Source organism: Haloactinomyces albus (genome assembly GCF_031458135.1).
In the GTDB taxonomy this organism is placed as follows: domain Bacteria; phylum Actinomycetota; class Actinomycetes; order Mycobacteriales; family Pseudonocardiaceae; genus Haloactinomyces; species Haloactinomyces albus.
The window spans coordinates 209,807-235,215 of sequence record NZ_JAVDXW010000002.1 but is presented as its reverse complement, the minus strand read 5'-3'; the positions used below and the strand labels follow the sequence as shown (position 1 = coordinate 235,215).

The following is a 25,409-nucleotide window of genomic DNA, read 5'->3' as shown; positions in this document are numbered from 1 at the left end:
GTGCACGTCACATGTCCTCGATCTCCTGGTCGATGAAGGTCAGGAGCTCGTCGTCGGACACGTCTTCCACGCGCATGCGGCTTTCGGAAGAAGACCGGGGCGGGGTGGACGCCTCGTGGGGCGCTATACGCTGCGCGAGGGCGACGATGCGATGCCCGAGCCGAGTCTCCTGAAGGGCCTCTTCCGACACGTGTTCGAGACGCTCAAGCACGCTCTCGACCTGCGCGAGATCGCCGAGGTCGTCGCACATCAGGGATGTGAGATACGCGGCGAGTTCCTCGGCCGTCGGATGATCGAAGAGCAGGCTCGGTGAGAGCTTCCTTCCGCACAATACCGTCAGGCGATCGCGAGCCTGCACCGCCATCATCGAATCGAGGCCCAACTCCCTGAGGGGACGTTCGGGCGGCACGGAGGCTGCGTCGGGCATGCCGAATACAGTCGCGATTTCCGCGCGAACTGCCTCGAGGACAGCCTCCTCGCGCTTGTCGACCGGCAGCCCCTCAAGTCGTTCGCCGAGCTGTGGAGCGGCTCCGTTCACGTCTTCCCGAGTGTTGTTCCCCTCGAGAACGCGCTTGGCGTCGTCGACGCCGAGCAGGAGCGGTCTCGGATGGCCGGCTGCGTAGCTCGATGCGAAACTCGGCCATTCGATGTCCGCGACCGCGAGCGCGGGGCGATCGTCCCGCAGTGCGAGTTCGAGACCACGGATGGCGACCTCCGGCGCCATCGGTTTCAAACCGCGGCGACGCAGCTGGGCGTCCGTTTCCGCGGTGACCATGCCACCTTCCCCCCAGGAACCCCAGTGGAGAACGGTGGCAGGCACACCGCGGGCGCGGCGTCGCCGCGCCAGGCCGTCGAGGAACGCGTTGGCCGCGGCGTAGGCACCCTGGTCGCCGGAGCCCCAGAAACCGGCCAGGCTTCCATAGAGGACGAACGACTCCAGCGTGTCGGAGCCGAGGAGCGCGTCGAGGTGCTGTGCTCCCGCCACCTTCGCCGAGAGTTCCCGCTCGACGTACGGCGCGTCATGCGACGCGAGGGGACGCAGTTCCGTCGTGCCCGCGGCGTGGAACACGCCGCGAACCGGTTCGTCGAGACCCTTCAACAAGCGTTCGAGCTCGTCTCGCTTCGTCACATCACAACACGCGATGGTCACCGCCGCCCCGAGCCCTTCCAGCTCCTCCCGCAACCCCACAGCACCCGGCGTCTGCTCACCACGACGCGAGATCAGCACCAGATGCAGCCGACCACGACACTCCGCAGCCAACCACCGCGCGGTACGCGCACCAAGACCACCAGTGCCGCCAGTGATCAGCACCGTCCCCGCGAGAGCGATGTCCTCATCGACCCCTCCAGTCTCCGACCGGGCCCGAACGACGCGTCGGACGAGCCGAACGACAGATCCCGACTGGCGAAGACGCAACGCGACCTGGTCTTCATCGTCCTCGTTCGCCATGGTCGCGATCAGGGCATCGGTGATCGCCCTACCGGGTGTCCCGTACGGAAGATCGACAAGGCCACCGAGACGACCGGGATGTTCGAGGCCGATGACCCTTCCGAGTCCCCACAGCGCCGATTGACTCGGAGCGTGGAGCACGTCTTCGGATGCCGTGGCTATCGCTCCGCTGGTCAGCAGCCAGAGCGGCGCGTCGCTCGCCACGCGGTCGAGGGATCGGACCACCGCGAGGATCCGCATGAGCCGCCGCGCGAGCTCCGGTACCGCCGAGCAGTGCACGGGCTCGAAGCCCGGTTCGGGGCCTGCACCGGGCTCTTCGCTGAAGACCATCAGGATTCCCGAGAGGGACGTGTCCGCGGTGGCCGAGGCCAACTGTGCGGCGGCCTCGTCCGGGTCGCTCGGGAGCTCAAGCCGCAGGACGATGGCGCCCGCTTCCTCGACAGCGGTGACGATGGGTTCGGATTGTTGCGTTCGCGTCGCCTCGGTGAGCAGCACCCAGGTTCCGGCGAGCCGGGGTACGCCGTCGTGGCTCGGCGCCGGAATCCACTGCTCGTCGTAGAGCCAGTTCGCAAGCTCGGCGTCGGCGGCACGACGGGCTCGCCATCGCGCGAGAGGCGGCAGGAGCGCCGCGAGATCCGCGTGTCGCTGGTCCGGAATCTCCAACATGCCGGCCACCGTCTCGACTTCGTGTGCCCGGATCGCGTCCCAGAGAGCGTCGTCTACGACCCGAGTGCCGTCGGACGCGCCATCCCCTGTGGGCGGCGCCGCGTCGAGCCAGTAGTGCTGACGTTGGAATGCGTAGGTGGGCAGGTCCACGGCATGTGCGCTGGAACCTGCCCAGACCGTCTCCCAATCCACCGGAACACCGTGGGCGAACAGCTCAGCGGCGGCACTCCGGATCCGCGCGTTCGCATCCTGCTCCTGATGCAGCGACCCGACCACTACGTGCCCGGCACCACCCAGCGGCCCCACCAACAGCGGATGCGCACTGAGCTCCACAAATGCCGTCTCTTCTCCCGATCCCAGCGCCTCGAGAGCCCGATCCAACCGCACCGGCCTGCGAAGATTGTCGACCCAGTAATCCGCGTCCACAACACGTCCGTCGACCGCTTCGCCCCGCACCGTCGAATACATCGGCACACGACCGGTCCCCGGCGCCAGATCCGACAACTCCGACCGAATCTCCCCCAGAATCGGATCCACTTGTGCCGAATGAGACGCATAATCCACCGCGATACGCCGGCAATGCATCCCCTCCGCTTCCAGCTCCGAAAGGAACTCCTCCAGCTCTTCCGACGCACCCGCCACAACCGTCGACTCGCCGGTGTTCACCACCGCCACCGACAGCTCCCCACCACGCTCAGCGAGCCGCCGCTCAACGTCGGCCACCGGCAGCCCCACACTGCCCATACCGCCATGTCCGTCCAGCCCGGCGATCAGCCGACTGCGCACACCAACAACTCGCGCCCCCTCCTCAACGGTCAAGACGCCGGCAACAACCGCAGCCGCGACCTCACCCTGGCTATGGCCAACCACAGCCGACGGCACCACCCCCCACCGCGCCCACACGCGCGCGAGCGCCACCGCCACCGCGAAGAGGACCGGCTGCACCACGGTCACCCGCCGCAACGCCTCCCGCTGAGACTCCTCATCCCCCGACAAAAACTCAACAACGGAAAAGTCCACATGCGGCCACAGCGCCTCGTCGCACTCGGCCAAAGCGGCCCGGAAAGTCGTATCCCCCAAGAGCGAACGACACATTCCCGGATACTGGCTGCCCTGCCCAGGAAAAACGAACACCGCCCGCGAACAATTCGCAGCCCCGCGCACCGCTCCGGCCGGCAACGACCCACCGGCCAGCGCCCGAAGCCGCTCAACCGTCTCCCCGCAATCCGAAACCGACAACGCCACACGCTCAGCAAAGGCCGTCCGCCTCGTCACCAATCCATAGGCCACATCAGGCAAGACGTCCCCGGGCCGCGAACCACCGCACACGGACTCCACAAACGTCGCCAGACGCGCCGCGTTCGCCCGAAGCGCCGACTCGGTGTGGCCGCTGATCACCAACGGCACCGACACGGGAGCCGAATCCGCTTTGTCCTCGGTGACCGCTTCCCCAACGGCATTCGCCGGAACTTCCTCCAGGATCACGTGGGCGTTCGTGCCCGAGATGCCGAACGAGCTCACCCCAGCACGTCGAACGTGTTCGTGCCGATGGGGCCACGGCACCGTTTCGTCGAGGAGGCGAACATTGCCCGATGCCCAGTCGACGTGCGAGGTGGGCGCGTCGGCATACAACGATCGCGGCAGTTCCTCGTGCTGCAGCGCTTGCACCATCTTGATCACTCCGGCGACTCCCGCCGCCGCCTGCGGATGGCCAATGTTCGACTTGATCGAGCCCACGTACAACGGCGCCTGCTCGGAATGCGCCTTCCCGTAGGTCGACAGCAGCGCGTTCGCCTCGATCGGATCCCCCAGCGAGGTGCCGGTGCCGTGCGCCTCGACCGCGTCCACATCGGAGGTTCCGATTCCTCCCGCAGCAAGTGCCTGCTGAATCACCCGTTCCTGCGAAGGACCATTCGGTGCTGTCAATCCCTGGCTGCGGCCGTCCTGATTGACCGCGCTCGACCGCAACACCGCCAACACCTCACGGCTATTGGCCCGCGCGTCCGACAACCGCTCCAGAAGCAACACCCCACAGCCCTCGGACCAGCCGGCACCGTCCGCCGCATCGGAGAACGGCTTGCAGCGACCATCCGGGGCGATCCCACGCTGCCTGCTGAACTCGATGAACATCGACGGTGTGGCCATCACCGTCACCCCGCCCGCGAAGGCGAGATCGCACTCACCACGCCGCAACCCCTGCATCGCCTGATGGATACTCACCAGCGACGAACTGCACGCCGTGTCCACCGACACCGCAGGCCCCTGCAGCCCCAGCGTGTAAGCCAACCGCCCCGATGCGGCGCTCTGCAGACTGCCGACGGTCACATAACCGTCGAGGGACTCCCGCCGGCCAAGGAGTCGGCCTCCGTAGTCGTTGTACATCAGGCCGAAGTAGACGCCGGTCGAGCTGCCTTCGAGGGAGGCAGGAATGACACCCATGCGCTCGAGCGCTTCCCAGCTCACCTCGAGCAGGAGACGTTGCTGCGGGTCGATGCGCTCCGCTTCCCGCGGACTGATGCCGAAGAAGGAAGCGTCGAACCAGCCCGCGTCGTGCAGGAACCCGCCTTCGCGCGTCATCGAGCGCCCCGGCTCGTCGGGGTCCGGGCTGTAGAGGGTGTCGACGTCCCAACCCGGACGCTCGGGAAACGGCGTGATGCCCTCCCCGCCGTCCGCGAGGAGGCCCCACAGCTGTTCAGGGGTGCGGACCTCTCCCGGGAAGCGGCACGCCATCGACACGATCGCGATCGGCTCGTCGTGTCGTTCGTCCCGCTCCGTGGCCTTGCTCGCGACGATCGGCGCCCGCCGCACGGGTTCGCCGAGTTTCTCCGCGAGGAAGCGCGTGAGCGCATCGGCCGTCGGATGGTCGAACAGCAGCGTCGCCGGAAGCGCCTCGCCGATCAGCTTCGACAGGCGATTGCGGATCTCGACCGCCATGAGCGAGTCGACTCCCAGCTCGCGCAGCGCCGGAGCGCCCTGTCCGCCGCCGACCGGGATGCTCTCGGCACCCGCCATCCCCATCACGGCAGCGATCTCCGCACGCACGACCTCGAGAAGCGCCTCGTGCCGCGCCTCGGGGGCGTCCAACGCCGCCAGCCGTTCCGCCAGCCCACCCGTCGCCGCCGTGGCGGCGTCCGCGGCGCGGCGAACGGGAGCCCGAACGAACCCACGCAGCACCGAAGGAACCGCCAGAACGTCGTCCTCCGCCGCACGCTGCAGCGCCCGTTGATCGACCTGTACCGCGATCGCGCTCGTGCGACCACCGGCAAGGACCTCGTCGAAGAGGCGAAGCCCCTGCTCGGCCCGGAGCGGGACAAGACCGCCGCGACGCAACCGCTGCTGGAGTGCTGCTTCCAGACGGGTGACCATGCCCACGTCCGCCCAAGTGCCCCAGGCGATGCTGGTCGCGGCGAGCCCCGTCGCACGACGGCGTGTCGCGAGCGCGTCCAGTGCCGCGTTCGCCGCCGCATAGGGCCCCTGGGAGGCGTTTCCGAAGGTGCCGACCACCGACGAGAACAGCACGAACGCGGACAGATCCTGCTCGCGCGTCAGCTCGTGAAGATGCCAGGCCGCGTCGATCTTGGGGCCGAGGACGGTGTCCACGCGTTCGGGAGACAGGTCGGCAAGCAACCCGTCGTCGAGGATCCCGGCCGCGTGCACGACGGCGGTGAGCGGGTGCGCCGAGGGGACGGTCTCGAGAACGTCCGCGAGGGCTTTCCGGTCGGACACGTCGCAGGCCTCGACCCGCACCGTCTCGGCGCCCGCGGCGAGCAGCTTCGCGACGCGGTCATCGGCCCCGGGGGCCGCATTCCCCGACCGGGAGAGCAACAGCAGGTGGCGCACACCGTGCACCGTCACCAGATGCTCCGCGAGGGCACCGGCGAGTCCTCCGGTGCCACCCGTGATCAGTACCGTTCCCTCCGGGGCGAGTTCCCGGTGCAGCGGTCGAAGCGGGGGCTGAAAGACGAGCTTGCCGGTGTGCCGCCCCTGCGCCATGGCTCGGAACGCGTCACGTGCGTTCCGCAGATCCACGGCGTGGTACGGCAACGGCCGAAGCGACCCCTGCTCCATCCCCGCGAGGACCGAATCCAGCATTGCCCCGATCCCTTCGGGAGCGACCTCGTCGATGAGGTCGAAGGCGCGATAGAACACGCCCGGGTACCGCTCCCGCAGAGTTTCGGTGTCGCGGATGTCGGTCTTGCCCATCTCGATGAACCGGCCGCCAGGAGAGAGCAGCCGCAGCGACGCGTCGATCTTCTCGTCCGTCAGGCTGTTCAGTACGACGTCGACGCCCGCGCCCCCGGTCACCCGCGCGAAGGCGGCTTCGAAATCCGTGTCCCGTGACGAGGCGATGTGATCGTCGGGGAGGCCGAGCGCTCGAAGGTCGTCCCACTTCGCCGGGCTCGCGGTGGCGAACACTTCGACTCCCCGCAGTCGCGCGAGCTGGATGGTCGCATGCCCGACGCCGCCTGCCGCCGAGTGGAGCAACAGCCGCTCCCCGCTCGCCAGTTGCGCCAGGTGGTCGAGTGCGTAGAGCGCGGTCAGGAACACGACCGGAACCGTCGCCGCTTCGGTGAACGAGACAGCAGCGGGGATCGGTCGGACCTTCCGCGCGTCCACGATGGCCAGCGACGCGAATGCGGAGGCGAAGAGCCCGACGACCCGGTCGCCGGGCACGAGATCGGTGACGTCGTCGGCGACCTCGACCACGACCCCGGCCCCCTCGAAGCCGAGTGGCTCTGGCGCACCGGGATACATGTCCATCGCGGTGAGGACGTCGCGGAAGTTGATGCCACTGGCCCGGACGGCGATGCGGACACATCCCGACGCGAGCGTGTCCGCTGCCTCCGGGTGCGGCGCGAGACGAAGCGTCGAGAGGTCACCCTGCTCGCCGATGTCGAGTCGCCACGCGTCGGCCGCGGGGGGCTCGAGGCCGTCGGAACGTTCCGCGGACTCGAGGCGCAGGTGGCTCAGCTCACCCTGGCGCGCCACCAGCTGCGGCTCGCCCGCGGGGATTCGCGCGAGGACGTCGGCAAGGGGCGGGTCGACCGTGTCGTCGACATCGAGCAGCACGAGGTCGCGATCCGGGTGTTCGAGCTGTGCCGTCCGGCCGAGGCCCCACAGTGCCGCCGCGGCCGGATTCACGTCGGTGTCCGTAACGCGGCAGGCGAGCGCGCCCCTGGTCATCCAGACGACCCGGGCCGCGCTCGCGCGGTCGGCCCGGAGCCAATGCTGAAGCCACGCCAGACCTCGCTGCGTCGCCTCGTGAACTCCCTCAGCGCTGGGGCCGGAGCCGGACCAGTCGACGACGATCGTCGGGGGCGGAGCTTCGGCTCCGTCCTCCCCGGCGTCGTCGGTGGCGACCAGCGTGTTCTCGAGCTCGGCGAAGGCAGACTCGACGTCGGTGGTGAGCCCTTCGACGAAGCACGGTTTCGACGTGCCCATCGCTTCGGTGTCCCGCAGCGGAATCGCGTGCAGCCGGTAGAGCTGCTGTGGGACCTCGGTGAGCGCCGCGTTCAGCTGCGCTTCCGTCGTGGACCGCGCCGCGAAGGCCTCGATCGTCGCGAGTGGTTGCCCGGCGAGGTCGAACGCGTCGATGCGGAACTCGCGCCCGGTGCGTTCGATGCGGGCACGCAGCGCCGTGGCCCCGATCGCGTGCAGCGCCACGCCCCGCCACTCGAAGGGCAGGATCACGCCCTCGTCGTCGGCCGCCGTCTCCAGGACGCCGTGCAGCATCGCGTCCAGCAGCGCCGGGTGGACACCGAAGCCCTCGTCCTCCGGGATCTTCGAGGGAAGCGTCACCTCGGCGAAGGTTGTCGTGCCGTGGCGCCATGCCGCCGCGAGGCCCCGGAAAGCAGGCCCGTAGCCGTACCCGCGTGCTGCGAGTCGCTCGTACAGCCCGGTCAGGTCGACGGGTGTGGCCTCGGCGGGCGGCCACGCGGCGACCGGGGTGGGCGCGGGGACGTCGCGGGCCGCCAGCGTCCCCGTGACGTGCTGCACCCACGCAGCGTCGGCCGCACCTCCCTCGACGCGGCTGTGGATCGTGAACGTGCGATTTCCCTCGTCGTCCGGCGGGGCGGCGACCAGCTGCACCCGTCGGAGTTCCTCCGCCGCGAGGGCGAGCGGGCCCTCGAGCAGCACTTCGCCGACCCCGGCGAGTCCGACCGCCCGTGCGGCGTGCAGCGCCATCTCGACGAGCGCCGTGCCCGGCACGAGCACTGTCTCGAAGACCCGATGGTCGTCGAGCCACTGCTGGGCCGTCCGGTCGAGCGAGCCGGTGAACAGCACCGATCCGTCCGACAGATCGGTGCGTGCGGGCAGCAACGGATGTTCGCCGCTGTCGAGACCGAGACGGGCCGCGTCGACGGGTCCCGTCTTCGGAAGCCGTAACCAGTACGAGTCACGCTGGAACGCGTAGGTGGGGAGGTCAACGGCCTGCGCGTCGGCTCCGTGCCAGACCGCCTCCCAGTCCACCGGAACACCGTGGGCGAACAGCTCAGCGGCTGCACTTCTGACCCGCGCGCTCGCCTGGTGGTCCTGGTGCAGCGACCCGACCGCCACATGCCCGGCACCACCGAGCGGTCCCACCAACAGCGGATGCGCACCGAGCTCGAGAAACGCCGTCTCTTCCCCCGGCGCGAGCGCCTCGAGCGCGCGATCGAGCCGCACCGGCTCGCGGAGGTTGTCCGCCCAGTACGCCCCGTCGAGCTCGCTGCCGTCGAGCCGCTCGCCACGCACCGTCGAATACAGCGCCACATCCCCGGTCCCCGGCTCGAGATCGGACAGCTCGGACCGGAGCGCATCGAGAATCGGAGCAACCTGCGCCGAATGCGACGCATAGTCCACTTTGATGCGACGGCAGTGGACACCCTCGGCTTCCAGGGCGGCGAGGAAGTCCTCCAGCTCACCCAGGTCGCCTGCGACCACCGTCGATTCCGGCGTGTTCACCACCGCCACCGACAGATCCCCGGTGCGCCCGGCGAGCCGCCGCTCCACCTCGGTCACCGGCAGACCGACACTGCCCATGCCACCGTCGCCACCGAGACCGGCGACGAGGCGGCTGCGGACACCGACGACCCGCGCACCGTCCCGCACGCTCAACGCGCCGGCGACCACCGCAGCCGCGACCTCGCCCTGGCTGTGGCCGATCACCGCCGACGGCAGCACCCCCCACTCCGCCCACAGCCGCGCGAGCGCCACTGACACCGCGAAGAGAACCGGCTGCACCACCGTCACCCGCGCCAGCGCCTCCCGCTGGGTGGTCTCGTCCTCCTCGAGCAACGCGAGGACGGAGAAGCCCACATGCGGCCACAGCGCCTCGTCGCACTCGGCGAGAGCGGCGCGGAACGTCGGCTCACCGAGAAGGGACCGGCACATGCCCGGGTACTGGCTGCCCTGGCCGGGGAAGACGAACACCGCCCGCGAACACGTCGCGCTCGCTCGGACCGCCCCCGAGGGAAGCGTCCCCTCGGCGAACGCGAGAAGCCGCTCGGCCGCTTCCTGTCCATCCGACACCGACAGCACCAGGCGCTCCGAGAACGCCGTCCGCCTCGTCGCCAATCCCGCAGCCACGTCCCGCAGCCCGACTGCTTCCCATGGTTCGTCGGAAGCCTCGGTCAGCCGCGCCGCCAGCCGCGCCGCGTTTCCCCGAAGCGCCGGCTCGGTGTGACCGCTGACCATCAACGGCACGGATACGAGAGCCGGATTCGGTTCGTCCGCGGTGACCGCTTCCTCGACGGCGGTTCCCGGCGCTTCTTCCAGGATGACGTGTGCGTTGGTCCCCGAGATCCCGAACGACGAAACGCCGACCCTCCGGGGGCGGGTACCGCGCGGCCACCGCGTCGGCTCGGTCACCACCCGGACCGGCAGTTCGTCCCACGGGACGTGCGGATTCAACCGATCGATGTGCAACGAGGGCGGTACGGTTTCCCGCTGGAGCGCGAGCACGGCCTTCAGCAGGCCCGCGATGCCCGCGGCTGCCTCCGTGTGCCCGATGTTGCTTTTCACCGAGCCGAGCAGCAGCGGCCGGTTCGCGGGCCGATCGCGGCCGTAGACCTCCGCCAGTGCCTGTACCTCCGTGGGGTCCCCGAGCGGCGTCCCGGTTCCGTGGCACTCGACGGCGTCGACCGTCTCTCCCGCTATGTCGGCCTGCGCGAGCGCCTGCTGCAGCATCTCCTCCTGGGCTGCGCCGTTGGGTGCGGTGAACCCGTTGGAACGTCCGTCCTGGTTGACCGCGCTGCCTCGGACGACGGCGAGGACGCGATCGCCGTCCCGCTCGGCATCGGACAGTCGTTTGAGCAGCACCATGCCGCAGCCTTCGGCGCGCACGTACCCGTCGGCGTCGGCTGAGAACGCGTGACAACTCCCGGTCGGCGAGAGCGCGCGAACCCGGCTGAAATACACGAATCCCGCAGCCGACAGGAGCACGTTCACGCCCCCGACGAGCGCCTGCTCGCATTCCCCGGCCCGCAGCGACTGGCACGCGAGGTGCACCGCGACGAGCGACGAGGAGCACGCGGTGTTCACCGGAAAGTTCGGTCCCCGCAGCCCGAGCCAGTAGGAGATGCGCCCCGCTATCGCGGCGGGGTTCGTCCCGAGCAGTGTGTACGCGTCGATCCGGTGGGTGTCGCGCAACGCCTCGCTCTGGTATTCATTGGCCCACAAGCCGACGAAAACGCCGGTCTTCGAGCCTTTCAACCTGTCCGCCCGCACACCCGCGCGTTCCAGGGCCTCCCACGTCGTCTCGAGGAGGAGCCGCTGTTGCGGGTCGACCGACTTCGCCTCGTGCGGCGGAATCCCGAAGAAACCCGGGTCGAACGCGTCGAGACCGCCGAGAAACCCGCCGGAGCGGCTGTAGGTGCTGCCTTCCGCTTCCGGGTCGGGGTCGAACACCGCATCGACGTCGAACCGGGACGCGGGGATGTCGGTGATCGCGTCCTCTCCGTTGCACAACAGTTCCCAGAACCCGTCGGGATCGACGACATCGCCGGGAAAGCGGCACGCCGAGGAGACCACGGCGATCGGCTCCTGCGCGGTGGAGGACGAGGCGGCTCCGGAGGTGCTGTGCTCGCCCGCCGCGGCGTTCGGGTCGACAGTCGACGTTCCGGACCGCGACGAACGCGGAGCGGCGTCGAGGTCGAGCTCGCTGACCAGCCGGCTGGTCAGCGCCTCGACCGTGCCGGTCCGATAGAGGACCGGAGCGGGTACGCGGTGGTCGAGGTTCCGTTCGAGCCTGGTGCAGAGGTCGATGCCAAGCACCGAGGTGACGCCGAGCTCGCGGAAGGGTGCATCGAGGGGGATGTCTTCCGGCTTTTCCTCGCCGAGCACGCGCGCGACCTCACGGCGGACGAACGACTCGAGCAGCGACGCTTGCTCCCGCGGCTCGACCGCTTCCAGCCGGGCGCGAAACGACGGAGCGCGGTCGTCGCTCTCCTCGGTTGCGGGGGCGGCCACCGTGTCGTCGGGCGACTCCCCCTCCGACGCGTCGAGGGTTCCGGCTCCGCTGCCCGGCTCCTCCGCCGTCGGATTCAACCAGTACGACTGCCGTTGCCAGGGATAGCTTGGCAGCGCGACCGTGGGTCTGGGGTTCTCGTGGAGCTGCCCCCAGTCGACGGGAACGCCCCAGACGTGGAGCTCGGCAAGATTCGTGAGCAGTGTCTCGCGCTCCGGCCGCTCTCTTCGCAGCGACGAGACGACCTTCGCTGTCGCGCCCGCTTCGCAGGCGGTGTCCTCGACCGGGCTCCGCAAGGCCGGATGCGGGCTCAGCTCGACGAACGTGTCATGCCCCTCGGCGAGCAGCCTACGGATCGCGGGCTCGAACCGCACCGGCTCGCGGAGGTTGCGCCACCAGTACTCGGCGCCGAACGGCTCCGCGACATAGTCGACGTCCACAGTGGACAGAAACGGCGTGGCACACTCGCGCATGTGCACCGAGCGGAGCGCGTCGAGCATCGGCTCACGCAGCGGCTCCATCAACGGGCTGTGGGAGGCGATCGGAGCGCGGAACGGGACCGGGCGGCACGTGATGTCTTCCGCCTCGAACCGCTCGGCCAGCTCAGCGAGGGCGGCGCTATCACCGGAAAGGACCGCGGCGTAGGGGCTGCTGAAGACGCCGACAACGACTCGCTGCTCGTACGGCTCGATCCACGACGTCAGCGCCTCGGCGGGAAGGTCGACCGCCATCACCTCGCCGGCGGTACCGCTGATGCTCGCGGTCAACCGGCTCCGCTCCCAGATGACCCGGACGGCGTCGTCCAAGGTCAGCGCGCCCGCGAGGTGCGCGGCAGCGACCTCGCCCATGCTGTTTCCAACGATGGCGTCCGGCTCGACACCCCAGGAGCGCCACAGCGCCGCGAGGCCGACGGTCATGGCGAACAGGGCGGGCTGCACATCGTAGGCGCCCACGTCGATGCTGTCGCTGCCGGAAGAGAGCTCCTCGAGCGGCGACCACCGGTAGGGCCGCGCGGCGACGTCGATCCGACGGATCGCGTCGGCGAACACCGGCTCCCGCGCGAGCAGTTCGCGCCCCATGCCGAGCCATTGCGAGCCCTGTCCGGAGCACACGAACACGACGCGACGCCCCGACCCGGCAACCCCCGTCGACACGGTCCCGGTCGGCTCTCCCTCGGCAACGGCGTCGAGCTCGCGGCCGAGCTCGCCCATCGACCGCACGACTGCGGCGAGACGATGCTCTCGATGCATGCGTCGGGCACCTGTGGTGTACGCGAGATCGGCGAGCGAGCCGTGCGCCGTCTCGTCCCATCCGGCGACGCGGTCGCGATAGGCCCGCACGTGCGCGGCGAGCGCAGGCCGTGAGTGCGCCGAGATCGCGATGACCTGGGCTTCCGGGGTGGTTCCCTCCGGCTCCGGCTCCGGTGCCGGAGGCAGTAGCACGGGGAAACGCCGCTTCGCCTCCGCCACCGACGCGAGCACCACGTGCGCGTTGGTCCCGGTGAGGCCGAAGGAACTCACGCCTGCGAGCCGATCACCTCCCCGGTGTCGCCGCGTCACGCCGTCCGAGTGGTTCCCCGCCTCGGACCACGACTCACGCTCGGTGACGATCCGCAGGCCCAGCCCGTCGAAGTCGATGTCGCGTCGCGGCGTCTCGAAGTGCAGGCTCGGTGGGAGAACGCCTTCGCGGAGCGCCCAGGCGGTCTTGATGAGCCCGCAGACTCCCGCTGCCGCCTCGGTGTGACCGATGTTCGTCTTGACCGACCCGACCCGGATCAGGTCCCCGCTCTGTCCCCGGTATGCCGTCGCGAGGGCGGTGAGCTCGACCGGATCGCCCACAGGCGTCCCGGTGCCATGCGCCTCGACGTAGTCCACTTCTTCCGGTGCCACGTCCGCCGCCCGGCACGCCGAGCGAAGCACATCCACCTGGGCGTCGACGCTCGGCCGCATCAGGTCGGGCGTGTCTTCGCCGTTGCTGTTCACCGCACTGCCGAGGATGACGGCGTAGATCGAATCGCCGTCCGCGAGGGCGGCCTCGAACGGCTTGAGCACCACGAGCCCGACCGCCTCGCTGCGTACGAAGCCGTCCGCGTTGGCGTCGCCGAACTTGCATCGTCCGTCAGGGGCCAGGCCCCCCGCGCTCGAGAAGGCCATGCTCGTGCGCGGGGAGAGGATGAGATTGCTCCCTCCGGCGAGCGCGACCGAGCACTCACCACGGGCGAGTGCCTGACTTGCCTGTTCCACCGCGACCAGCGACGACGACCGGTCGGTGTCGAGCACCATGCTGGGCCCCGTGGTGCCGAGGAACCGGGAAAGCCGACCCGCCGCCGCGTTCCGCGACCCGGCGCCGGTCAGCGAGGCCAGGTCGACGGTATCCAACGGAAGCCGCTCGGCGTACTCGTTCGCGATGATTCCGAGATACACGCCCGCATCGGCGCCGGCGCGAAGCCCAGCGTCCTCGAACGCCTCCCACGCGACCTCCAGCAGCAAGCGTTGTTGGGGGTCCATGGTCCGCGCTTCACGCCGGGAGAACGAGAAGAATCCCGCATCGAATCGATCGATGCCCTCGATGAACCCACCGTATCGAGACCCGATCACGCCCGGAGACCGCGAGTCCGGGTCGTAAAACCTGTCAATATCGAACCTGGAGGGTGGAACCACACCGGTCGTGCACGATTCTTGGAGCAGAAGCTGCCACAGATCCCGTGCCGATGAGGCTCCCGGAAAACGCCCAGCGGTCCCGACCACTGCGATGGGCACGGTCATTGAACCCCTCCAGGAGAATTCACAAAAAGAAACCCGACGACACCGGTTTTAGGCGTACCGGTCGCATTGATCCAATTAATCAGGAGACACAACCCAATCGGGCATCAAACACCATGGAACGATATCGTTGGCCATAATCTTTACGGCGAGACCAACACGGGGTTATTGTTCGGTAACATTCCCGAGAAGGAAGGATATAGGGCGGCCGACGGGACCAGTGCCAATCCGGACACCTCTCGTTTCGGTCAGTCGTGAGGATCTCTCGTAGTCTGCACCGCCAAATGGGTGATGTCAATCCAGACGGGGCACATTGAATTTGTTAAATTATGGTCACGATTCGTGATCGATAGTGAGCTTCTCGAGCAACTCGGCGAGACGAGCCAGGAACCCCGAGCGCTGATCGTGGACGAAGAAGTGATCGCCAGGAAGGACAGTGGCCTCGAAGGAACCGGTGGTGTGCTCGCGCCAGGCGTTGAGGTCTTCGGCCCGCACCGCCTTGTCCGCGTCACCACTGAACGCGAAGAGCGGCGTGGCCAGCGGTGGGGCGGGCGCGAACGCATAATGCGCGAACGCCTCGAGGTCCGCGCGCAACACGGGAAGGAAGAGCTCGCGAACTCCCGGATCGTCAAAGCCGGGGATTTGCCCGTAACGCTCAGTGACCCACGCGAGGAGGCATTCGTCATCGGCCACGATGCCCCGCGCGGGACGTCCCGCATCAACGTGCGGCGCCCCACGGGCGCCTACGACGCATGCTCTCGGGCGTTGTCCGCCACCCGCTTCGAGAAGCCTTGTCGCCTCGAACATCACGAGGGCGCCGAGGCTGTGACCGAAGAAAACGAACGGGAGGTCCGAAAGCGACTCGATCGCTTCGACGAACGAGGCAGCGGCGGGTTCAACGCGGCGGAACGGCGACTCGTGGTACCGCGCCCATCGGCCAGGCGGTTGAACGGGGCATACCTCGACGGTCTCCGGCATCGACTGCTGCCACGTTTGGAACGCCGACGCGGCGCCGCCGGCATGGGGATAGCAGAACAACCGGATTCGGGCCTGCGGATTGGCGTTTCGACGCTCGATCCACTTCGTCTGGTTCACACGCCGCATAATGCACGATCCGGCCACGACTACGGAAGCGTTGTGTGAGAACGATCCGCGTTGGACTCCGTCGCTCAACTCTCCGGAAGGAGCGGGTGCTCTTGACACCACCCCGGCGCCGAGGCTGACGGTTTTCTCTCGCTCCGCGTAACGAATCATTCTTTTTCCTGTGGCTCACATGTCATTTCACAAACACGCTGAAACCAGCGGAAAACCCACTGAAATCACCGATCGACTGAGGAATTTCATGTGTCTCGGTATGTCCAACGTCAGGTGATCGGACTACTACACGAGCCGAGAAGTCGTCCTGATCCTCAATTATCCGTCGGCGCAGCGGCCGGAGCAGAACCGGCACCGGCTGGCCGACGGTTGGCAGGCCGGCACCGTCCGTGCGATCCTGGACAACCCGCCCACCCGGTTTTCCATCACCGTGGAGGACTTCACCCAAGGACGGCAGTTGCGTCGGTTGAAGGCGGCCGGAGGATCGTATACCGCCGCAGGACCGAACACAGTGGACGAAGCACAAAGCGGACGTACGGAAAAAACCACTCCTCCGAGTGAGTATGCGCCGTGCTGGGGTGTGTGGAAGTGATCGTTTGGAAGTGCGTGTGGAGCGAGGAGGAGCAGCGGAGATGGGCCGGGGAAGTGGGGTGGCGGTGCCGGTACGTCGGGGAACGGTCGCGGTCGACGGCGCGGAGCTCTACTACGAGACGCGTGGTGCAGGTCGTCCGGTCTTGCTCATTCAAGGGGGTTTGAGCGAGGCGGGCACCACCGAACAGATCGCCGAGGAGTTGGCCCGGCACTACCAGGTGATCTCCTACGATCGCCGCGGCCTGTCCCGAAGTACCGTCTCCGGTGACGATGCGACTGCACCGACCACGATGGGCACCCATGCCGACGACGCGGCAGCGTTGCTGGCTGCGGTGGTAGCCCAGCCTGCCTTGGTGGTCGGCCCCAGTATCGGTGCGGTCATCGGGTTGTACCTGGCTCTACGGCACCCCGAGCGGGTGGCGATGCTGGTCGCGCACGAACCACCGATGCTCTCGCTGGTCTCCGATGCGCGTCAGGAAACCGGGTTGGCGGAGGTGGCCGAACTCGCCCGCCACGACGTGCACGCTGCGATCCAGCACTTCGTGTCGTTCAGCGGCAATGAACCGGGCACTGCCGAGGCCGGGGCGCAGGCGGCTCCGCAGGTCGGTGATGTCGAGGCGAATTTGCGCCGGTTTTTCGCCCATGACTTTCCCGCGGTACGTGATGCCACCGTGGATACCGCGCGGCTCGGGTCCCTTTCGGCATCAGCGAGGATCGTTCCCACCGGTGGTGAGCAGTCACGGGGCCGGTGGGAATATCGCTGCGCCGAGCGTCTGGCAGACGCCCTCGATCGCCCGATGCTCGAGATGCCCGGTGGGCACAATGGGCTGGTCAGCCATCCCTGGGCCGGCGCGTCCGCACTCGGGAAGCTGTTCACGAAGCCACATCCGTGAAGCACGACACCGGAGGCTGGCGAAACGACCTACAACTCCGCCGCGGTGTCCGGGACCTCCTGCGGGAACTGCGCCTCGACACCCCGCTGGACATTCATGTGCTCTGTGACCGGCTGGCCCACCGCAGGGATCGCCCGATCAAGCTTGTGCCGTACCCCCTGCCCCCACCAGGAGTGTTCGGCCTGTGGGTCGATGCGGCGTACGGAGCGGATCGCCGGGCACAGGTCGCTGTCTGCGGAGATCAACAGGGCGGTGCCGAACCGGTGTGTCCAGGGCCGCGTCCTCGGCGAGGGTCACGGCGATGTTGACGTCGGTTTCTTTTCCTCGTAGATGGCCCACGCGCTGCCGCAGGCGCGGCACGGTGCGGTGCATGTGGTCGCTCACCAGTGGCGAGGATCTCGCGATTGCCGTCGCCGAGGGTGCGTTCGACGATGTTGTAGCGCACGTGGGCGTCGACGCGTCTGTGGGCACGGAGGTGGATGGGGGCGTCCTGCTCCGCGAGGCAGGTGGTCACCTGAAGCTATGCCCTCATCCCGGACGGCAGCGTCCATGGCGAACCAACCTCGGCTTCCCGGACTGGCAGGCTCTTGTAATCGACTGACTCGTGGTTGCGGTGCTAATGGTCGCGGTGGGTGACCAGACGGGCGAGGGCGTCCAGCTCGGTGGCGCGTGTGACGGGGCTTGCCGCGTGGAGGTGCTGGAGGGCTTGGGTGAGGCGCTGGTCGGCCTGGGTCTGGCTCCAGGCGCGTCCGCCGGCGTGGTCAACGAGTTCTGCGGTCTCGGTCAGTTCGGTGGCCGAGTGCGGGGTGTCGTGGTGATAGCGGGAGGCGAGTTCGTTTCCGGCTGGTGTGTCGGAGTTCAGTGCGAACACCACGGGCAGAGTTTTCTTGCCGGCGCGCACGTCCGAATAGGCCGGTTTACCGGTGTGTTGCGGGTCGCCCCAGATGCCCAGCAGGTCGTCGACGTGCTGGAAGGCCACTCCGAGTTCGTGGCCGAAATTGCGCAGGTGCTCGGTTCGTTCGGAGCTGGCGCCTGCGAACAGGGCACCGAGTTCGCAGGCGGCTGCCAGCAGGGTGGCGGTTTTGGCTTGGGCCATGTGCTGGCATTCGGCCAGGTCGACGTCGCTGCGTTGCTCGAAGGACAGGTCCATGACCTGGCCTTGAATCAGTTCTTGCACCGCGGTGTTGAGCAGCCGCATTCCCGGTAGGGCGGCGGGGTGCCCACTGCCGGCGAGCACGCCGGAGGCCAAGGTGAGCAGGGCATCTCCGGCCAGGATCGCCGCGCTGATCCCGAACGCGCTCCAAGCCGTGGGACGGTGGCGACGGGTGGCATCGGTGTCGATGACATCATCGTGGATCAACGAGAAGTTGTGCACCAGCTCCACCGCGACCGCGGCCGGGACCGCCGCCTGCACGGACCCGCCGACGGCCTCGGCGGTGAGCAGGAGCAGCGCGGAGCGCAGGGTCTTACCGCTTCCGGCCTGGATGGGCTGGCCGTGTTCGTCCCACCAGCCGAAGTGATACCCGGCGATGTGGCGCATGTCCTCGGGCAGCGTGTCGATGGCCGCCCGCAGCGCGGGATCGACGTGCCGGCGGCTCCACGCCAGCGCTTCCTGCGCCTGAGGTTCGTGAGGCATCATCTCGGTGGAGGCCATGGTCTCGCTCCTTTCACCGAGCGATTTCGACGTTTTCCAACGCGCCGAGGGCGTCGCACGGAGTCATGGCTGTGGTGGTGACCGGCCAGGTTGGTTGTGTGCCGGTGAGGACGCCGTCGCCGAGGAACTGGCCATCGGCGAGTACCTCCAGTGAGGCCTCGCCGCCGTAGGCACCGGGGATGCGGGTGTTGACCTTGCCGTGGGCCAGCAGCAGCTCCTCGGCCGGATGCCCGGCAGTGGTCAGCACGTCGCCGGGAGCGTAGTGGTGCTGGGTGAATCGATCGGCCAGCACGGTCAGTGTCTCTTCGTCGTCGAGCCCACGTAGCGAGGGCAGTTCACGTAGTTCGGGGGCACGACGCGGACCTGGTCCCCGGTGTTGGAAAAGGCCACCCGCCCGTCGCCGAGGGCATAGGTCAACCGGCGGTTGACCCGGTAGGTGCCGCTGGTGGTCTCGACCCAGGGCAGCATGCGCAGCAGCCACCGCGGGCTGATCGCCTGCATCTGCGGCGGCGTCTTCGTCGTCGCCAGATTCCGCGCAGCCGCCGTCCCCAGACTCAACTGCGACCGGCCGTCGCCACTTTCCTGTCCAGCCACCGACTCCGTGCTCGTCACCACACACCACCCATTCATGTCACTCCAGGAACGCATGTCGGCATACCCGGAAGAGGCGATCCGTCCGTGAGCCACTGTGGATTCGTCTCACCACGTGTCCCACCAGGGCGCGTCCGAACGTGATCTTGGTCGACATGATCGTGTCGGGCTGAGGTTGCCGTGTCGATCACGAAATCGAGTGATCACTTGCCTGTATTAAGCACAGTCGGTGATCGATACAGCACACGGCGACAGGGTGCTGGCCCGTACTGCATCACACGAACGATACGTCGACCAACTAACGGTAAACGGGCAAGATCGACAAAGCTTCACCGACTCGTCCCAGGAAGGAGCCACAGCAGAACATGTCGTCCTGCTCGACGAGGCCGGTCACGCTCGCGGTACCGCAGACAAAGCCACCGTGCATCACCGTGTCCCGCGCCAACTTACGAGCGAGGCGCCGACCTCCCCATGCGGTCTAGCGCCAATACTGCTTACTTTGGTGGTTTTCGGCGTTGTGGAGCCGGTTTGGTGGCGGTGACGATGGTGATCGTGATGTTGGGTGGGGGTGGGTCTCGGTGGTGGGCGCGTTTGAGGTGCCAGTTGGCCATTTTGCGTTTGACCACGCGGGGGTTGGAACGACGTCGGCGGGGCGGCAGCGGATGACGTAGCAGTTCCTTACGGGTGCACCGTAGTGCTCGCATCAGGCGGTTCGGGGGAAAAAGCCGCCTGGTCGGTGACCTGGCGGCGGACGACGCGCAGTGTGCGCAGAAACGAGATCCGGTCGGGATCGGTCTCGGCGCTGGCGGCGGTGTCGTGCATCAGGCCGCGCAGGGCGTGGTGGGTCAGTAGGAAACCGTAGAGTTCCTGTTCGACCCCGTCGGGGTGTTGCGAGCGCAGGATCAGGTTGGGCCCGCCTTGGTGGGTTTTGAGTTCGTCCAGGGCGGTTTCGATCTCCCACCGTTGGGCATACAGGGCGGCCAGTTCGGCAGCGGGAGCCTGCTCCGGGTCGAGCAGGCTGGTCACCAGCCGGTAGACCGTCGCGGCCTCGCCGAGGGTGAACTCGACCACCCGCACGGTGGCCGGGTCGGCCCGCCGGTTTTTGTCCCGGGCGGCCACGATTTCGGACAGATACGAGCCGTCGTCGAACTGGCGGGTTACGGGCAGCACCGCGCTGGACCGGGCTCGCCACAGCAGGTCGGCCCCGGTGGCTGTGGCGGCCCGCCAGGCGCCGAAGCTCAACAAAGCCCGGTCGGCCAGCAGCAGCATGTCCGGTGCCAGGGCGGGCCACAACTTCGGGACCAGTTTGGACTCGGTCGTCGTCAGCGGCGCCGACGTGGCGGCGAAGATCGCGTGCGTGCCGCACTCGGCCAGCGCGACCACGCGGGCCTGCGGATAGGCACTCACTCCGTCGCCGCGGGAACTGCCCGGCCGACCGAAGTAGTCCCCGTTGGCCGGAGTGTCGGCCAGATCGAACGTGGTGCCGTCCACGGCAACCAGTCGGTGGCCGCGATACCACGCCCCCGCCGTGGCCGCGGTAGCCACCGGAGTAGCCACCCGCTCGAACAACGCGGCCACCGGCTCGGCACCCAGCCGGGCCCGGGCTCGCGACAGCGCCGCCGTCGTCGGCGCCTGCCACTGCGTCTGCCAGTGCCGTGTCCAGGCCAATCCGTTGGTCAACAGCCGGGTGACCTCTTCATAGCCTTCCTGACGAAACAGGCACATCGCCAGCACGAAATACACCACCACCCGCGCCGGCAACAGCCGTTTGCGCTGCTCCACCCGCCCCGTGGCAGCCAGCACCTCGTCCACCAACTCCGGCGGAAACGCCCGCGTGAGCACCCCAATCGCAATCCGATCCGGCAACCGCTCCCGCGACGACGACGTCACCTGACCAGGCCTGGGCATGAACACACACTACCAGCCACACCCAACCTAAATCAGCGGTATTGGGTCTAGCGCTGGTAGGGCGAGCAGAAGTGTCAGGCGTTCCGGGCGTTGACCAGTCCGGTCTCGTATGCCAGCACTACCGCTTGCACCCGGTCGCGCAGATCGAGTTTTGTCAGCACGCGCCCTACGTGGGTCTTCACCGTTGTTTCGGAGACCACGAGCCTTCCCGCGATCTCCGCATTCGACAGTCCGCGTGCCATCAAAGCGAGTACCTCCCGTTCACGGGGTGTCAATTCCTCCAGAGAGGCGGGAGGGGGCGGTGTCTCGCCGGTGTTGGGCAATTGGCCCGTGAATTGGTCAAGAAGTCGTCGTGTCGTGCTGGGAGCTACGACCGCTTCTCCCGAGTGCACGGAGCGGATCGCGGACAGCAGGTCCGCTGGCGAGACGTCTTTCAGTATAAAGCCACTTGCTCCCGCTTTGAGTGCCGCGTATGCGTACTCGTCGAGGTCAAAGATCGTCAATATCAGTACACGCGCGCTCCCGGTCGTCGCGCAGCTGCGCCGTGTAGCTTCCACTCCGTCCATTCGCGGCATGCGCACGTCCATGAGGATGACATCGACGGGGAGCGTCCGAAGTATGTCCAACACGCCCTCGCCGTCCTCGGCCTCGCCCACCACGTCGATATTCGCCTGCGCTCCGAGGACTAAGCGGAAACCTTCCCGCACGAGCTTCTGATCGTCTGCCAGCACGACGCGGATCTCCGGTCCATTCTGTGATTCGGTCACCGTTTCCGCATTCCCTCCTTGACGGAACTTGTCTGATAGCGTTTGACGTAGAACGAGGAATTTGGACGTCGTCGCTAATCGGAACTACCGTTCATCGGAGCATTGAGGGGTAATGATGCGACGACCTCGAACCCTCCCCCAGGCTGTGGGCCACTGTGTATGGATCCGCCATAGACGGCGACCCGCTCCTGCATGCCCACAAGTCCGTGCCCGCCGCCGGTCGTACTGCCGAGAAACGTGACCGCGCCACGACCATCGTCGGAGATGCGTACTTCCAGTACGTCATCGCCATACCACAACCGCACCCGTGCCCGGCTCACGTGAGGTCCGGCGTGCTTGCGCGTGTTGGTGAGTGCTTCCTGAACGATGCGGTATACCGCGAGTTCCATGCCGGTCGGCAACGCTCGTGGAACCCCTTCCGCGGTGAACTCCACGGGCAGGTCCAAGTCCCGCACGTCCTCCACCAGCTGATCGAGCTGCGCGATCCCTGGTTGTGGCGTATACGAGTCATTCTCGGACTCGCCATCCCGCAGAACTCCCAGCATGCGCCGCATCTCGGTCAGAGCGGCCTGGCCCGTGTCGCGAATCGTCGTCACAGCTTGCTCCGCGCGATCGGGCTGACTGCGCAGACTATATGCTGCGCCGTTGGCCTGCACCACCATGACGCTGAGGCTGTGCGAGACAACGTCGTGCATCTCGCGCGCGATCCGGGCACGTTCCGTTGCCGCCGCGATGTGCGCCTGGTTGTCGCGCTCGCGTTCTGCCTGCACGGCCCGTTCCTGCAGACTCGTCAGGTACGCCCGCCGGGTGCGGACGCTGTTTCCCCAGATCCACATGGAGCCGATGAGGATCGTGGCCGGGATCAGTTCCACTGGCATGCGCGGCCCACCGGCTGACGTGAACCACCGGATGTTCGCCAGCAGGGCGCCGAGCTCCACGACGGCAGCCGCGAATGCCGCGCTGTGCCAACGGCATCGGGAGGCGACGTTGTAGAGCGCGGCGAACAGCACGAGGTTGGCCGGCAACAGCCCCATGTTGAGCAGCCATTGCGCAAACGCCGCACACGACGCGATCACGAACGCGGTCATCGGGCATTCGCGTCGGATGAGCACCGGGCCGCACTGTCCGCCGGCCACCAGCAGCGCCATCCACCAGATCGGGGCATCGGACACGCTGGCCACGCCCGCGGTGCTGAGGATCAGCAGCGGTGCTGCGAGGGCCGTGTCGACAAGCCGCGGGTAGCTCGCGTATCCAGGTTCCTACGGCGCGATACACGCCTGTCAGGTTACGTTTCGGCTGGGAACCGTGACGGCCAGCGTCGGTCGGACATGCGGCTACTCCCCAGGTCGCACCGACACGTGACCACCAGCGGTGTGCACAGCTGCTACGGCATGCTCCCCACCGAGAACGAGAATCTCTCCCGGTGGCAGGAGAATCCGCGAACTCGGCGCTCCGAGACCGGGAGCACACGCGACTCCTCGTGAATCCGGGGCAACCGTGTGCGACCTGGGCGGTAGTGCTGTGTGCGAGCTCGTCCTCAGGTTCTACGGCGAATCCCGATCCTGCGTGCGATGTGGGATCACGATTGTGGGCCGCAGACTGTGTATCCGTGCAGAGCACAGTCGGCGGCCTTGAAAACCCCGCAACGACGGACCGGGGAAGGGCGCGCCCGGATCACATCGAGAGGCGCCCGTGGGCGCAGGGAAGGAGTTCCTGGTGCCGGTGACAGCCTCTGAGGACACTCGTGACCAGCACACCCGAGCAGTTGCCGTCACCGCCCGCGAGGTGGTCAAGGTTTACGGCACCGAGAGATCCCCGGTCACGGCACTGGATCACGTGTCGGCGTCGTTCGCTTCCGGGGCCTTCACCGCGATCATGGGCCCGTCCGGGTCGGGGAAATCGACGTTGATGCACTGCCTGGCCGGTCTGGACACGGTCGCGTCGGGTTCGGTGGTGCTGGGCGACACCGAGATCGTCGGCTTGGGTGACAAGCAGTTGACCCTGCTGCGCAGGCAGCGGGTGGGGTTCGTGTTCCAGACGTTCAACCTGTTGCCCACACTGACCGCGGAGCAGAACATCCACCTGCCGCTGGACATCGCCGGCCGACGCGATCTCGATCCGGCTTGGCGAGACCAGGTCATCGACACACTCGGCCTGCGTGACCGCCTCGGGCACCGGCCCGGCGAGATGTCCGGCGGCCAGCAGCAGCGGGTGGCCTGCGCGCGCTCTGATCACCCGCCCGGAGGTGGTCTTCGCCGACGAGCCGACCGGCAACCTCGACTCCCACTCCGGGGCGGAGGTGCTGTCGTTTCTGCGCATGTCGGCCAGCGAGCTGGGCCAGACCGTGGTGATGGTCACCCACGACGCGGCCGCGGCCAGCTACGCCGAGCGGGTGGTGTTTCTGCGTGACGGCCAGTTGGCCGGCGAGATGACCACTCCGACCACCGAGGGCATCCTCGAGACGCTGAAGACACTGGAGAAGTGAACCCGTCGTGCTGAAGACCACTCTGGCGAATCTGCGCGCCCACATGGGCCGTTTGCTGCTGTCGTCGGTGGCCATCGTGGCCGCGACGGCGTTTTTGGCCGCCGCGTTCCTGTTCACCGACGCGATGCGCACCGCGCTGACCAGCACCTACAACCAGAATCTGGGACGGGCCGACGTCGTGGTCACCACTTCCGGCGGCACCACCGATGTCCCCCGCGATGTGGCGGCCGCCGTGCGCCAGGTCGACGGTGTCAGTGGCGCGTACGTGCGGATACGCGTGTCGAACCGGGCGGTGGTGCACTATCCCAGCGGGCCGACCGTAGCCGGCACCCTCGTCAGCGTCCCCGGTGACTCGAGGCTGGGCTGGCCGGAAGTCACGGCGGGCCGACTGCCGGCCCAGCCCGGCGAGGCGGTTCTCGATCGGGCCACTGCCCAGCGCAGCGGGCTGAGCCTCGGCGAGACCGTCACCGTGAACGTGGACGGTCTCGATTCCGCGAGCCGGACGCTGCGCATCGTCGGCCTCGTCGATCCCGGCGAGTCCCCGCGGTATGCCGACAAGTCGTTTCTCGGGGTGAGCACGCAGCAGGCCACACACCTGGCACGCACGCTGACCGACACCGCCGCGCCGCCCGCGTCCCGGTCGTGGCCGCAATCGCCGACGAATAACCAACGAAACCGTGCTCGGGAAAGGCACCGAGAAGCACGTGCTCACCGTATGGGTGAGCACGTAATTCCTCGGGACAAGCTCGGTTCCGTCTGCCAGGAGGGGCAAGCTCCTGCCCGAGCTGCCCGCGCGCGAGAACGTCGCCCTGCCGCTGCTTCTCACCGGCTCTTCCCGCGCACCGCGGCCGGCGATCGAGCGGCTGCGCGGTACCCGTGGCGGAGGCGTGCTGCACGTCCTCGCCGTGATCGCCTTCACCATCCCGGCATTCCGCACGTTCACCGTGGCCGGTGGGGCCTGGATGTTCGTCCAGCGCTGGAGCCACCCCACCGCCGACGTTCAGGCAGCGTTCGACCTGGACGCGGTGACAGCCGGAGCGATCCTCCAGGGATACGTCATCATGGCAGTTGTCGCGTGCGCGCTCCTCGACGGCTGACC

At 67.8% G+C, this 25,409-nt stretch carries 11 protein-coding genes and 4 pseudogenes; 6 read left to right on the top strand and 9 right to left on the bottom strand.

The window, feature by feature from the left end:
- Positions 1-7: 7 nt before the first annotated feature.
- Both JOF55_RS23935 and JOF55_RS23930 read right to left on the bottom strand, forming a co-directional pair.
- Positions 8-14,329: a type I polyketide synthase gene (locus JOF55_RS23935; RefSeq protein WP_310279050.1), complete on the bottom strand. Its 14,322-nt coding sequence runs from the start codon at positions 14,327-14,329 to the stop codon at positions 8-10.
- 330 nt (positions 14,330-14,659) lie between these two features.
- A complete protein-coding gene (locus tag JOF55_RS23930) occupies positions 14,660-15,421 on the bottom strand; it encodes a thioesterase II family protein (protein ID WP_310279047.1) in 762 nt (253 codons plus the stop codon).
- Positions 15,422-16,053: 632 nt separating this feature from the next.
- Between JOF55_RS23930 and JOF55_RS23925 the strand changes: the two genes are divergently transcribed.
- The gene (locus tag JOF55_RS23925; RefSeq protein ID WP_310279045.1) at positions 16,054-16,905 is read left to right on the top strand and encodes an alpha/beta fold hydrolase; all 852 of its coding nucleotides are present in this window, start codon (positions 16,054-16,056) and stop codon (positions 16,903-16,905) included.
- A gap of 29 nt (positions 16,906-16,934) precedes the next feature.
- Here JOF55_RS23925 and JOF55_RS23920 read toward each other — a convergent pair whose 3' ends face one another.
- The gene (locus tag JOF55_RS23920) at positions 16,935-17,150 is read right to left on the bottom strand and encodes a hypothetical protein (RefSeq protein WP_310279042.1); all 216 of its coding nucleotides are present in this window, start codon (positions 17,148-17,150) and stop codon (positions 16,935-16,937) included.
- A gap of 125 nt (positions 17,151-17,275) precedes the next feature.
- Between JOF55_RS23920 and JOF55_RS23915 the strand changes: the two genes are divergently transcribed.
- On the top strand, positions 17,276-17,506 hold the full coding sequence (locus JOF55_RS23915) for a hypothetical protein (protein ID WP_310279039.1): 231 nt from the start codon (positions 17,276-17,278) through the stop codon (positions 17,504-17,506).
- Between the two features lie 15 nt (positions 17,507-17,521).
- Here the strand turns inward: JOF55_RS23915 and JOF55_RS23910 are convergent, their stop codons facing one another.
- The 6 genes and pseudogenes from JOF55_RS23910 to JOF55_RS24720 form a co-directional block, all read right to left on the bottom strand.
- Entirely contained in the window at positions 17,522-18,559 is a 1,038-nt protein-coding gene (locus JOF55_RS23910) for a family 2 encapsulin nanocompartment cargo protein polyprenyl transferase (RefSeq protein ID WP_310279036.1), read from the bottom strand.
- A gap of 46 nt (positions 18,560-18,605) precedes the next feature.
- Positions 18,606-19,189: pseudogene (locus tag JOF55_RS24670) on the bottom strand (cyclic nucleotide-binding domain-containing protein); the annotation flags it as partial.
- Positions 19,190-19,828: 639 nt separating this feature from the next.
- A complete protein-coding gene (locus tag JOF55_RS23895) occupies positions 19,829-21,058 on the bottom strand; it encodes an IS4 family transposase (RefSeq protein ID WP_310279028.1) in 1,230 nt (409 codons plus the stop codon).
- Positions 21,059-21,132: 74 nt separating this feature from the next.
- Positions 21,133-21,825, bottom strand: coding sequence for a response regulator (locus JOF55_RS23890; RefSeq protein WP_310279025.1), 693 nt, complete (start codon positions 21,823-21,825; stop codon positions 21,133-21,135).
- A 74-nt stretch (positions 21,826-21,899) separates the two neighbouring features.
- Positions 21,900-22,370 carry a sensor histidine kinase gene (locus JOF55_RS24725; protein ID WP_445352018.1) on the bottom strand — a complete coding sequence of 157 codons (471 nt, stop codon included), beginning with the start codon at positions 22,368-22,370 and terminating at the stop codon, positions 21,900-21,902.
- Positions 22,359-23,051: pseudogene (locus JOF55_RS24720) on the bottom strand (sensor histidine kinase); the annotation flags it as partial. The gene JOF55_RS24725 and the pseudogene JOF55_RS24720, both read right to left, overlap by 12 nt.
- A gap of 132 nt (positions 23,052-23,183) precedes the next feature.
- Here JOF55_RS24720 and JOF55_RS23880 point away from each other — a divergent pair.
- The 4 genes and pseudogenes from JOF55_RS23880 to JOF55_RS23870 all read left to right on the top strand — a co-directional run bounded on the left by JOF55_RS23880 (position 23,184) and on the right by JOF55_RS23870 (position 25,407).
- Positions 23,184-23,309, top strand: a complete 126-nt coding sequence (locus tag JOF55_RS23880) for a hypothetical protein (protein WP_310279019.1) — start codon at positions 23,184-23,186, stop codon at positions 23,307-23,309.
- 238 nt (positions 23,310-23,547) lie between these two features.
- Positions 23,548-24,310: pseudogene (locus JOF55_RS23875) on the top strand (ABC transporter ATP-binding protein).
- A 43-nt stretch (positions 24,311-24,353) separates the two neighbouring features.
- Positions 24,354-24,905, top strand: a pseudogene (locus JOF55_RS24665) (ABC transporter permease); the annotation flags it as partial.
- Positions 24,906-25,197: 292 nt separating this feature from the next.
- Positions 25,198-25,407 carry a hypothetical protein gene (locus tag JOF55_RS23870; RefSeq protein ID WP_310279016.1) on the top strand — a complete coding sequence of 70 codons (210 nt, stop codon included), beginning with the start codon at positions 25,198-25,200 and terminating at the stop codon, positions 25,405-25,407.
- Positions 25,408-25,409: the final 2 nt, after the last annotated feature.

Excerpts from the sequence above, each read along its gene's own strand:
- JOF55_RS23895 (WP_310279028.1), bottom strand. The coding sequence starts at position 21,058 with ATGCCCAGGCCTGGTCAGGTGACGTCGTCGTCGCGGGAGCGGTTGCCG.
- JOF55_RS23925 (WP_310279045.1), top strand. The coding sequence starts at position 16,054 with ATGGGCCGGGGAAGTGGGGTGGCGGTGCCGGTACGTCGGGGAACGGTC.
- JOF55_RS24725 (WP_445352018.1), bottom strand. The coding sequence starts at position 22,370 with ATGCTGGGAGTTCTGCGGGATGGCGAGTCCGAGAATGACTCGTATACG.
- JOF55_RS23935 (WP_310279050.1), bottom strand. The coding sequence starts at position 14,329 with ATGACCGTGCCCATCGCAGTGGTCGGGACCGCTGGGCGTTTTCCGGGA.
- JOF55_RS23910 (WP_310279036.1), bottom strand. The coding sequence starts at position 18,559 with ATGGCCTCCACCGAGATGATGCCTCACGAACCTCAGGCGCAGGAAGCG.
- JOF55_RS23915 (WP_310279039.1), top strand. The coding sequence starts at position 17,276 with ATGTGGTCGCTCACCAGTGGCGAGGATCTCGCGATTGCCGTCGCCGAG.